This is a genomic window from Actinomadura sp. GC306 (assembly GCF_004348665.1).
GTDB lineage: Bacteria > Actinomycetota > Actinomycetes > Streptosporangiales > Streptosporangiaceae > Spirillospora.
The window spans coordinates 1-10948 of record NZ_SMKM01000229.1; the positions used below are offsets into that span (position 1 = coordinate 1).

Annotated in this window: 10 protein-coding genes and 2 pseudogenes; 3 read left to right on the forward strand and 9 right to left on the reverse strand. The window is 71.9% G+C overall.

The window, feature by feature from the left end:
* Positions 1-454, reverse strand: a pseudogene (locus tag E1200_RS25460) (hypothetical protein); the annotation flags it as partial.
* A gap of 160 nt (positions 455-614) precedes the next feature.
* Here E1200_RS25460 and E1200_RS25465 point away from each other — a divergent pair.
* Positions 615-1571 carry an NAD(P)H-quinone oxidoreductase gene (locus E1200_RS25465; RefSeq protein WP_131954605.1) on the forward strand — a complete coding sequence of 319 codons (957 nt, stop codon included), beginning with the start codon at positions 615-617 and terminating at the stop codon, positions 1569-1571.
* Between the two features lie 13 nt (positions 1572-1584).
* Complete coding sequence (locus E1200_RS25470; protein WP_131954606.1) at positions 1585-2130, forward strand: bacterial proteasome activator family protein; 546 nt, start codon at positions 1585-1587, stop codon at positions 2128-2130.
* A 16-nt stretch (positions 2131-2146) separates the two neighbouring features.
* Here the strand turns inward: E1200_RS25470 and E1200_RS25475 are convergent, their stop codons facing one another.
* The 8 genes from E1200_RS25475 to E1200_RS25510 all read right to left on the reverse strand — a co-directional run bounded on the left by E1200_RS25475 (position 2147) and on the right by E1200_RS25510 (position 10517).
* Complete coding sequence (locus tag E1200_RS25475; RefSeq protein ID WP_131954607.1) at positions 2147-2950, reverse strand: Cof-type HAD-IIB family hydrolase; 804 nt, start codon at positions 2948-2950, stop codon at positions 2147-2149.
* A 63-nt stretch (positions 2951-3013) separates the two neighbouring features.
* Positions 3014-4273, reverse strand: a complete 1260-nt coding sequence (gene serS, locus E1200_RS25480) for a serine--tRNA ligase (RefSeq protein WP_131954608.1) — start codon at positions 4271-4273, stop codon at positions 3014-3016.
* 52 nt (positions 4274-4325) lie between these two features.
* Entirely contained in the window at positions 4326-5132 is an 807-nt protein-coding gene (locus E1200_RS25485; RefSeq protein WP_131954609.1) for a class I SAM-dependent methyltransferase, read from the reverse strand.
* Between the two features lie 14 nt (positions 5133-5146).
* Positions 5147-6781 (reverse strand): hypothetical protein, encoded by a 1635-nt coding sequence (locus E1200_RS25490; protein ID WP_131954610.1) that lies wholly within the window; start codon positions 6779-6781, stop codon positions 5147-5149.
* 109 nt (positions 6782-6890) lie between these two features.
* Entirely contained in the window at positions 6891-7604 is a 714-nt protein-coding gene (locus E1200_RS25495; protein ID WP_131954611.1) for a DsbA family oxidoreductase, read from the reverse strand.
* Positions 7605-7666: 62 nt separating this feature from the next.
* The gene (pheA, locus tag E1200_RS25500) at positions 7667-8605 is read right to left on the reverse strand and encodes a prephenate dehydratase (protein WP_131954612.1); all 939 of its coding nucleotides are present in this window, start codon (positions 8603-8605) and stop codon (positions 7667-7669) included.
* Between the two features lie 101 nt (positions 8606-8706).
* The gene (locus tag E1200_RS25505; protein ID WP_131954613.1) at positions 8707-9165 is read right to left on the reverse strand and encodes a DUF4446 family protein; all 459 of its coding nucleotides are present in this window, start codon (positions 9163-9165) and stop codon (positions 8707-8709) included.
* Positions 9165-10517, reverse strand: a complete 1353-nt coding sequence (locus E1200_RS25510; RefSeq protein WP_243708828.1) for a glycosyltransferase 87 family protein — start codon at positions 10515-10517, stop codon at positions 9165-9167. The genes E1200_RS25505 and E1200_RS25510 overlap by 1 nt, the downstream gene beginning before the upstream one ends.
* Positions 10518-10570: 53 nt before the next feature.
* On the opposite strand from E1200_RS25510, the pseudogene E1200_RS25515 reads away from it, so the two are divergent.
* Positions 10571-10948 (forward strand): annotated as a pseudogene (locus E1200_RS25515) (hypothetical protein); the annotation flags it as partial.

The window sequence follows — 10948 nt, forward strand, 5'->3', positions numbered from 1 at the left end:
GGTCGAGGGGCGGGGCGGTGTCGCCGTTGGCGTCGTAGGGCGACTGCTGCGGCACGTACGGCGGCGGGGCCTGCGCCGGGTCCTGGCCGGGGTAGCCGCCGGCGTACGGCGGGGGCAGCATCCCGCCGTCGAACGGCTGCGGAAGGGGGCCGCCCTCGTAGGGCGGGGGCTGCGGCGGCCCGAACGTCTGCGGCGGGTAGCCGGTCTCGGGGGGCGGCTGCTGGAAGGAGGGAGGCGCGGCGAGCCAGGGGTTGGCGTTCGGATCCGTCTGCTCGGCCCGGGACGGGGCGTCCTCCTCCGGCGGCGCGTTCTCCTGCTCGGCGGGCGGCTGCCCCGCGCCCTGCTCCCCCTCGGCGGCCGGGGCGGGGGACTGCGCGGCCGGCTCGCCGCTCATCGCGTCCAGAGAGGCCAGCCGCTCCTCCAGGGAACGCCCGTCGTGCTCGTTCCTTGCCACCGTTCTTCCCCCTCGGGCACGCCTCTGATGATCAATTCGGAGCAGGTCGGCAAAAAGGTCCCCGTGCAGGATACCCGTGCGTCCATAGCACGCATCCCGCGTGGAGATCGGCCTTGGTGTCGGAACGGGCGGACCGGGAACGCCCGGTAGCGTGACGGGTATGCATGCGATCGTTGTCCGCGAGCCGGGGGAGCCCGACGTCCTGGACTGGACGGAGGTGCCGGATCCGGCGCCGAAGCCGGGCGAGGTGCTGATCGAGGTCGTCGCCAGCGCGGTCAACCGCGCGGACGTCATGCAGCGGAAGGGCTTCTATCCCCCGCCGCCGGGCGCTCCCCCGTACCCGGGGCTTGAGGTGTCCGGGCGGATCGCGGAGCTCGGGCCGGACGTGTCCGGCTGGAGCGTCGGCGACGAGGTGTGCGCGCTGCTCGCCGGGGGCGGGTACGCCGAACGGGTCGCGGTGCCCGCCGCGCAGCTGCTCCCGGTGCCGCGCGGCGTGGACGTCGTCGACGCCGCCGGTCTGCCGGAGGTCGCGTGCACCGTGTGGTCGAACGTCTTCATGCTCGCCGGGCTGCGCGCGGGGGAGACGCTCCTCGTGCACGGCGGCGGCAGCGGCATCGGCACGCACGCGATCCAGCTCGCGAAGGCGCGCGGCGCCCGGGTGGTGACGACGGTGGGCAGCGCGGAGAAGGCCGCCCGCTGCCGGGACCTCGGCGCGGACGTGACCGTCAACTACCGCGAGGACGACTTCGTCGAGCACGGCCCCTACGACGTGATCCTCGACGTGATCGGCGCGAAGTACCTGGCGCGGAACGTGGACGCGCTCGCCGTCGGCGGCCGGCTGATGGTGATCGGGCTGCAGGGCGGCACGAAGGCCGAGCTGGACCTCGGCAAGCTGCTCCGCAAGCGGGCGCTGGTCCACCCGACGTCGCTGCGGTCCCGCCCCCTGGAGGAGAAGGCGGAGATCGTCGCGGGAGTCCGCGAGAATGTGTGGCCGCTGCTGGAGTCGGGCACCGTCCGTCCGGTCGTGGACCGGCGGTTCCCGATGCCGGACGCGGCGAGTGCGCACCGGCTGCTCGAAGAGAGCGGCCACGTGGGCAAGATCCTGCTGACCGTATGAGGATAGGAGGACAATGAGCGAGCCGTCGAAGAACGAGTCCGAGCAGGAACCCCAGGTGCTCGTGGTCGGCCCGGGAGGCATCGCCGTGGAGGGCGGTGGCGAGGGCGAGAGCGAGAGCAAGTCGCTGACCGGGATGGTCGAGCAGCCGGCGAAGGTGATGCGGATCGGCGGGATGATCCGGCAGCTCCTGGAGGAGGTCAAGGCCGCCCCGCTGGACGAGGCGAGCCGGGCCCGGCTGCGGGAGATCCACAAGTCGTCCATCAAGGAGCTCGAGGACGGCCTCGCGCCCGAGCTGGTGGAGGAGCTGGAGCGGCTGTCGCTGCCGTTCACCGACGGCAGCGTGCCGAGCGAGGCGGAGCTCCGGATCGCGCAGGCGCAGCTCGTCGGCTGGCTGGAGGGCCTGTTCCACGGCATCCAGACGACGCTGTTCGCCCAGCAGATGGCGGCCCGCGCCCAGCTTGAGCAGATGCGGCGCGCGCTGCCCGCCGGGATGATGCCCCCCGGCGCCGCCCCCGAGGACGACAGGCCGGGATCGCGTTCGTCGGGCCCCTACCTGTAGGACGCGGCGCGCGGCGTCACGGGAAGAGGCGCTCCAGCACCTCGGCCACGCCGTCCTCGTCGTTGCGGGACGTCTTGTGCGTCACGGCGGCGAGCACGAGCGGGTGCGCGTTCGCGACCCCGTACGAGGTGCCCGCCCAGGTGAGCATCGGCAGGTCGTTCGGCATGTCGCCGAAGGCGACGACGGCGTCGGACGTGAGCCCGCGCTCGGTGCACAGGGCGGCCAGGGCGCTGGCCTTCGTGACGCTGGGCGCGCTCATCTCCAGCAGGCCGCGCCCCGACGAGTGGGTGACGGTGACGAGGTCGCCGACGGCCGCCGTCGCCTTCTCCGAGAGCACGTCGGGGTCGGCCTCGGGGTCGAACGCGAGGAGTTTCGTTCCGCTGCGGCCGACGAGCTCCGCGAAGTCGACGGCTCGGCCGCCGAGGGCCTTGGCGTCCCAGCGGCCGAGCAGGTAGCTCTTCTCGAAGACGAAGCCGTCCGGGTGCTCGACGGCGAACCGCAGCTCCGGCGCGACCGAGCGGAGCCGCCCGACCGTCTCGGCGATCACCGGCGGCGGGATCTCCTCGGTGCGCAGCACGGTCTCGGTGTGCAGGTCGTACAGCACGGCGCCGTTGGCGCAGATCGCGACGCCGTGGTGGTCGACGGCCTCGGCGATCTGCTTCATCCAGCGCGGCGGCCGCCCGGTCACCATGACGAGCGTCGCCCCGGCCCGCTCGACCCGGGCCAGGGCGGCGACGGTGCGCTCGGAGATGGTTCCGTCGGAGCGCACGATCGTCCCGTCGAGGTCAGTGGCGATCACGCGCGGCGAGGAGTCGGTCATGTCACCTTCCTGGGCAGATGTGACTCACCATAAGCCACGACCCGGACATGCTCCCCGGGGGTGTCAGCGCTTGACCGGCTCCAGGACGTCCTGGCCGAGGAACTTCCGCAGCGCCTCGGGCACCCGGACGGTGCCGTCCGCGCGCTGGTGGTTCTCCAGGATCGCGACCATCCACCGCGTGGTCGCCAGCGTCCCGTTGAGGGTCGCGACGGGCTGGTTCCTGCCGTCGGCGTCCTTGAACCGGACCGCGAGGCGCCGCGCCTGGAACTCGGTGCAGTTCGACGTCGAGGTGACCTCGCGGTAGGTGCCCTGCGTCGGCACCCACGCCTCGCAGTCGTACTTGCGGGCCGCGCTGGAGCCGAGGTCGCCCGCCGCGACGTCGATCACCCGGTACGGGATCTCGACCTTGGCGAGCATCTCCTTCTCCCACTGCAGCAGCCGCAGGTGCTCCTCGTGCGCGTCGGCCGGGTCGCAGTAGGAGAACATCTCCACCTTGTCGAACTGGTGGACGCGGATGATGCCGCGGGTGTCCTTGCCGTACGAGCCGGCCTCGCGCCGGAAGCACGACGACCAGGCCGCGTACCGCCGCGGCAGCCCGTCGATGATCTCGTTCATGTGGTACGCGGCGAGCGGCACCTCCGACGTCCCGACCAGGTACAGCTCGTCCTGCGGGAGGTGGTACACCTCGGCGGCGTGCGCGCCGAGGAACCCGGTGCCCTCCATCGCCTCCGGCTTCACCAGCACCGGCGGGTACATCGGGACGAACCCGGCCGCGACGGCCTGCTCCATGGCGAGGTTGAGCAGCGCGTACTGGAGCCGCGCCCCCACGCCGGTCAGGTAGTAGAACCGCGCGCCCGACACCTTCGCGCCGCGCTCCATGTCGATCGCGCCGAGGCTCTCCCCCAGCTCCAGGTGGTCCTTGGGTTCGAAGTCGAACTCGGTGGGCGTGCCGACGTGCTCCAGGACGACGAAGTCCTGCTCGCCGCCGGGCGGGGCGCCGTCCTCGATGAGGTTCGGGACGCCCTTCAGCAGCGCGTCGAGCTCCTCGCCGAGCCGGTCGGCCTCCGCCTCGCGCTCCTTGACCTGCTGCGCCAGCTCCTTCGCGCGGGCGAGCAGCTCCTGCCGCTCGTCGCCCTGCGCCTTGGACACCGACTTGCCGATGCTCTTCTGCTCCGCCCGGAGCTGCTCGAACGACGTCAGCGCCGAGCGGCGCCGCTCGTCCACGTCCAGCAGCCGGTCGGCGACGGTCTCGTCCTCGCCGCGGGCGCGCTGCGATGCGCGCAGCCGCTCGGGGTCCTCTCGAAGAGCTCGCAGGTCGATCACAGACCCGAGGCTACCGGCCCGGCCCGGCCCGCGCGCGCGAGTATCGCCGGTGTCAGCGGACTCCGCTGGCGAGGAGCGCGTGCGACGGCAGCGCGACCGTGCCGTCCCCCACCGCGTACCGGGACACGATGCGGTCGTAGGCGTCCTTGATCCGCGCGACGGTCGCCGCGTCCTGCCGCCCGACGATGACGCCGTTGGTGCCGACCCGGGCGAGGGCGCCCAGCTCCCACCACTCCTCGGCGCCCGTGACGTGCTCCCACGTCACCTCCTCGACGGCCACTTCGCCGAATCCGGCCTCCGCGACCAGCCGCCGGAACGCGACCGGCTCGCCGTACCGCATGAACGGCGGCTCCGGGATGTCGTCGGGCCACGGCACGCCCGCCTCCTCGATCGCCTGCCGGACGATCGCGAGGCCCCCGCTGCCCGGCATCACCCAGCAGCTCAGCACCAGCCGCCCGCCCGGCCGCAGGACGCGCCGCAGCTCCGCGAGCGTCGCGGCCGGGTCACCGACGTGGTTGATGACGAAGTTCCCCGCGACCGCGCCGAACTCACCGTCCGCGAACGGCACCTCGGGCAGCACCGCGACGCGCACGTCCAGGCCGGGGACGTTGCGGCGCGCCGCCTCGGCCATGCCCGGCTCGGCGTCCATCGCCGCCACGTCGGCGCCGCGCGCGGCCGCCTGACGGGACACGAAGCCCGGCCCCGTCCCCACGTCGAGGAACCGCGTCCCCTCCCCGACGCCGGCGGCGTCCAGCAGCGGACCGATCATGTACCCGGTGAGCCTGGCGAAGCCCCGCTCGTACGCGCCGGCGCGCCCGTCCCACAGTTCCCGCTCGTAGGCGTCGAAGTCTTGGACCACCCCCGCACCCTACGTCAGCGCACGTCCACGTAGTCGCTGGGCGTGTTGGACCCGATGTAGGTGTTGCTGCCCCAGTACCTGGCGAGCCAGGTCCCGTCCTTGGACGCCTTGAACTTCTTGCTGAACCAGCCGTTCGACGCGGTCTTCGTGATGGCCATCTTCGTCCAGGTCGACGATCCCGCGGGCTTGAAGTAGATGTGGATGTTCGCGCCCGGCCCCGGCTTACCGGCGGGCATGTAGCGGTACAGCAGGCCCTTGACCGTGATGTAAGCGCCCTTCTTCACCGGCTCCGGCGAAGCGTTGTACGAGTGAATGTGCGTCCGGTACCTGACGTCGACGTAGTCGGCCGGTCCGGTCGACGGCTCGCTGTAGCCGGTCTTGGGCACGACCGCCCGCCAGTATCCGTCACGCTCGGCCGTCACCTCGAACCTGAACGTGCCGTCGCCGTCGGGCACCTGGACGTCCTTGTCGCTCCACGTCGACCCGTTGGCGGAGAACTGCAGCACCACGCTCCCTGCCGCGTTGGCCGGCACGTACGTCCCGTCCGGCATCATGCGCATGACGGTGCCGGACACGGTGATCGTGCCGCCCAGCCCGGCCGGTTCGGGTGCCGCGTCGAAGCCGGAGATGGACGTCCGGTAGGCGACCGTGCGCACATTGGTCCCCGCGTAGGACGACTCATAGCTGTAGTAGTCGTCGCGCAGGTTGACGGGGTCGTTCGCGAAGTCGATGAGCCATGCGCCGTTCGCGGTGATGGTGACCGGGACGCTGTAGGACCCGTCGGCCTCGGTCACCGGCGCCGCGATGGTGTGCCAGTCGCCGCCGGTCGCCTTGTCGAACTGGAGGTCGAGCTCCTTGCCCGCCAGCGGGCCCCAGACGCCGTCCCGGCTCTGCCGTTCGAGCCGGCCGCTGACGGTCACCTGGTCGCCCACGATGAGGCGGTCCGGCATGTGCAGCGTGATCCGCGTCTTGAGCCGCTGCTTGGTGATGCGCGTCGTCGCGCTCGTCACGGGCCGGTAGGTGGAGTCGCCCCCGTAGGACAGCTTGGCATAGCCCGTCTTGGTGAGCTCGGTGGTGCCCTCGGCGCGGCCGTCCGCTCCGGTGACCGCCGTATCGGTCTGCCCATCCGGCCTGGTCAGGCGGACAGTGGCGTCCGCGAGCGGCGTGAGGGTACCGTCGGCGGCACGGTAGTGCAGTCGCCCCTTGAAGGCCCCGCGGGTGTTGTCCACGTCGACCGTGGTCGGGGAGATCTCGACGTCACTGAGGACGGTTTCGACGCGGTTGTCGATGGTCGCCCGGTTATTGAAGAGGAGCGTCCGGTCGTCGTTCGTCAGCTCGACGTCGACTCTCCACTGGCCCTGTCCGACGGTGACGGCGGACTCCGTGCGCCACACACCGTCCTGCGCGGTGCCCTCGACCAGTGCGAAGTCGTCCACGGGGGTGGACGAGTCGCCGTCCAGCGGCCGCACGAAGGCCCGGACCACGGAGATGTCGGTCTCCGATACGGCCGACAGCTCGATCTTCGTCGTGCCCCCCGGCGACAGGAGGCGCACCGAGAGCAGCACCGGATACGGCACCGCCTCGGCCGGCACGGCGGTGAGGGACATGGTCACGACGAAAGCCGTGACCATGGCGAGCAAGCGGCGCACGGAGCCTCCATGATCGGGGGATTCATGGAGGAGACGCGAGTCCCATCCGTCCGGTTGACAGTTTTCGTCACCCTTCGGGACACGAAGTGATCACGTAGCCGGGCCGGTATCAGTGGCCATGCCGGGGGACGGCGCAGGTTTCGTCGGCGCAGGCGGTCGCCTCGTCGCCGATCGTGGTGAGTTTGGGACGCGCGTCCGCCCAGGCGCGGGTCAGGGCCTCCGTGAACGCTTCGGGGGGCTGGGCGCCGGAGATGCCGTAGCGCCGGTCGATGACGAAGAACGGGACGCCGTTCGCGCCGAGGTCGCGGGCCTCGCGCTGGTCGGTGTCCACCTCGGCGGCGTACTTGCCGGTCGTGAGGGTCTCGCGGACGACGTCGGCGTCCAGGCCCGCCTCTTCGGCGATCTGCACGAGGGAGTCGTGGTCGAAGACGGAGCGGCGGTCGGTGAAGTGGGCCTTGTAGAGGGCTTCGACGAACGCGTCCTGCACCCCGTGTTCGGCCGCGAGGTGGACGAGGCGGTGCGCGTCCGCGGTGTTGCCCACCCGGCCGCCTTCCAGGTTGTACTCCAGTCCGGCGCCGGCGGCGCGCTGCTCCATCTGCCGGTTCATCTCGACGGCCTGGTCCCGCGGCATGCCGAGCTTGCCGGAGAGCATGTCGGCGACGTCCATGGTCTCGCCCTTGGGGAACGACGGGTCGAGCTGGAACGCGCGGTAGACCACCTCGACCTGGTCCCTGTGCGGGAAGTCCTGCAAGGCGTGCTCGAACTGCCGCTTCCCGATGTAGCACCAAGGGCAGATGACATCGGACCAGATCTCAACGCGCATGGAGGGCACCTCTTTCAGGACGGTTGACCATGTCCAACACGTCCAGGCGCGGAACGATTTCCTCAGACGTTGCCGGTGCGGATGGCCGTCACCCAGGCGGCCGCTTCGGCGAAGTCGTCGTCGTGGGTCCCCCGGCGGATCTCCGGCCGGATCTCGTCGGCGCGGCGGTAGGAGCCGACGAAGCGCACGTCGGAGCAGACTCGACGCAGGCCCATCAGCGCCTCGCCCACCCGCGCGTCGGCGACGTGGCCCTCGAAGTCCATCCAGAACAGGTACGAGCCGAGGCCGGCGCCGGTCGGGCGCGACTGGATCAGGGTGAGGTTGATGCCGCGCACGGAGAACTCCGTGAGGATCTCCAGCAGGGCGCCCGGGTGGTCTTCGCCGATGAACGCGACGACGGTCGTCTTGTCCGTGCCGGACGGCGCGGGCGGCGTGCAGGGGCGCCGCAGCACGACGAAGCGGGTGACGGCGTCGGCGACGTCGTGGATGTCCTCGGCGAGGACGGTCAGGCCGTAGCGGGACGCGGCGAACGAGCCGGCGAGGGCCGCGTCGTAGTGGCCGTCGGCGACGTGCTGGGCGGCCTCGGCGTTGGACGTCGCGGCGCGCCACTCGGCGTCCGGGACGTTCTCCAGCAGCCAGCGCCGGCACTGCGGCTGCGCGATCGGGTGGGACGCGACGGTCTTGATGTCGTCCATCGCGGTGCCCGGCCGGACGAGCAGCGCGAACGACACCGGCAGGTGGATCTCGCCGACGATCTGCAGCGGTTCGCCGGTGGCCAGCTCGTCCAGCGTGGTGGGGACGGAACCCTCGACGGAATTCTCCAGCGCCACGACGGCGGTGTCGGCCTCGCCGCGGCGGAGTGCTTCCAGGACGGCGGGGACGGTCGCGTACGGCACGTGCTCGGCGGCCGCCGCGCCCGGGAGGGTGAGCAGCGCCGCCTCGGTGAAGGTGCCCCGCGGACCCAGGTAGGCGTAGCGCGCTGGCCTGTCGTCTGCGGTCACGGGTCCCCCGGGTGGCGTGTTACCGATGAGTGCGGAGCACCTCAGCGTGATGCGCGAGGTGAGAACGCCCAGTTTACCGCCCGCCCGGCCGGGCCCGGATGTCAGGCGCGGGCGGTCGAGGCGCGGTCCCCGTTGCCGAAGTCGGCGAGCGGATCGTCCATCGACACGACGGGCCCCTTGCCGAGCCGCGCCGCCCGCAGGACCTGGTTCTCCTCGGGCGAGAGCATCTCGACGGCGTGCCCGCCCTGGATCGCCTTCGCGTAGGTACGCGTCTCCGTCCGCCCGTTGATGGAGCTGACCACGACCCCGTCCCCGACCGCGTTGATCAACGCGAGCGAGAAGGACCGGTGTCCGGACATCTCTTTGAGGGCGTCGTAATGGACGATGGCGAGATCGCGCAGGGCGCGCTCGTCCACCGAACCGCTGGCGACCTGAAGCTGGCGCCTCAGCATTTCCCCGCACTCGCCGACGACCTGGTTCACCCGGTTGTGGGCGACCACCGCGATGGACAGGCCCGCAACACCCGCGACCAGGCCGGCGACGGCCACCGCGACAAGCATCACGGGCTGAGCGTACCGACCCCGGCCTGCCGTTGCGAAGAACCCCCGCGATCAACTCGCGGATCGAGACGTTTCACCAGCCACCCGCCGAGCAGCGCGATCGAGACGAGGGCGGCGATGCCGAACGTGTCGCGGAGCAGTTCGCCCGTGAAAACCGAGACGGGGGAGTGCTCCGGGCCGATCATGGCCCGCGCCCACCACGGGATCGGGAACAGGAAGAGCAGCCAGAGCGCGAACGCGAGGAGACATCTTCGCGTGTCGCGGCCATCCCCGGCCAAAGCCGCGATCACCGCGATCATCCAGACGAGGTGGTGGATCCAGCCCACCGGGGACAGCGCGACCGACAGCAGCCCGACGATCGCGACGGAGCCGAGCAGCAGGCTCGTGGCGTCGGGCCCGGTCAGCAGGGCGGCGACCTGGGACGAGCGGCGGGCCCAGCGGAAGCCGTAGTACGCGACGGCCGCGGCGAGGACGAGCCACACCAGCGTGCGGATGGGCCCCTCGTCGAAGATCCGCGCGACGATGCCGTGGACGGCCTGGTTGGTGGTGCCGTCCACCGCGCCCGTCCGGTCACCGCCCTGGAGCAGGGCGCCGAACCAGTAGTCCGCCGAATCGGACGGCAGCAGCGCGAAACCGGCGAGGGTGGCCGCCGCCGCGGTGAGCACCGCGTTGCCCAGCGCCTCCCGCCGCCCCGTGATCAGGAACCAGATGAGGAAGACGCCCGGCACCAGTTTGATCGCGACGGCGAGGCCGACGAGCATCCCGCGCGGCCACCGGGCGGTGCGGGCGCAGCAGTCGGCCAGGCACATCGCGAGGAGGAACAGCCCGACCTGGCCGAAGCGGAACTGGTCGCGGACGGGTTCGAGCCACGTCATCGCGGCGACGAGCACGCCCGCGGCGAGCGGCGCCCAGCGGCCGAACCGGCGGATGAGGTCGCGGAAGGCGTAGCAGACCGTGACGACCAGCGCGGCGTAGATCAGGACCGTCCACACCACCTGCGCGACGGGCCAGGACAGCAGCGTGAACGGGACGGCCAGCACCGCCGCGAACGGCGGGTAGGTGAACGGCAGCAGCTGCGGCGGCTGCGTCAGCACGTCGTAGAGCGGGGCGCCGCGCAGGATGGCGCGGCCGCCGTCGCGGTACACCTCCAGGTCGACCAGCCGCTGGTCGGGCGGGTTGCCGAGCCAGCGGACGACGACCGGCGTCACCGCCGCCACCGCGACGACGACGCCCGCCAGGAGGATCAGCAGATCGGCCCGCCGCCACCGCCGTCCGGCGCTGGAAGCGGGCTCGTCCCCGGCACGGGCCTCGCCGCGGGCTTCGCTCACAACCTGCGCCTCGGGACCGTCCACAGCCGCAGGATATGGCCCCACGGCGTTGGTATGGCTCTTGTAACCTGTGCGCCATGACTTCGCGGGGGACAAAGATCGCCGTGTTCCTCGCGACCCTCGTCGCGGCGCTGACGGGCCTTTCCGCGCTGGGCACCGTGCCCGCCGGGGCCGCGGGCCCGGAGAGCGCTTCCCAGGGGGGCCTCGCCGCGATCGACGGCCGCGTCGTGATCATCGGTGTCCCCGGGCTGCTGTGGAGCGACATCGGCGAGCGGGAGACGCCCGCGCTGTGGGAGCTGACCGGGCGGGGCGCCGCGGCGAGCCTCAGCGTCCGCACGACCCGGCTCAACACCTGCCCCACGGACGGGTGGCTGACGGTGTCGGCGGGGCAGCGGTCCCGGCTGCCGCACGGCGACTGCGCGCTCCCCGCCGCCCCGATCCCGCCCGGCCAGGAC

Bases quoted from the DNA above. Each gene is read 5' to 3' on its own strand.
- E1200_RS25505 (WP_131954613.1), bottom strand. From the start codon at position 9,165: ATGCTTGTCGCGGTGGCCGTCGCCGGCCTGGTCGCGGGTGTTGCGGGC.
- E1200_RS25465 (WP_131954605.1), top strand. From the start codon at position 615: ATGCATGCGATCGTTGTCCGCGAGCCGGGGGAGCCCGACGTCCTGGAC.
- E1200_RS25470 (WP_131954606.1), top strand. From the start codon at position 1,585: ATGAGCGAGCCGTCGAAGAACGAGTCCGAGCAGGAACCCCAGGTGCTC.
- E1200_RS25475 (WP_131954607.1), bottom strand. From the start codon at position 2,950: ATGACCGACTCCTCGCCGCGCGTGATCGCCACTGACCTCGACGGGACG.
- E1200_RS25495 (WP_131954611.1), bottom strand. From the start codon at position 7,604: ATGCGCGTTGAGATCTGGTCCGATGTCATCTGCCCTTGGTGCTACATC.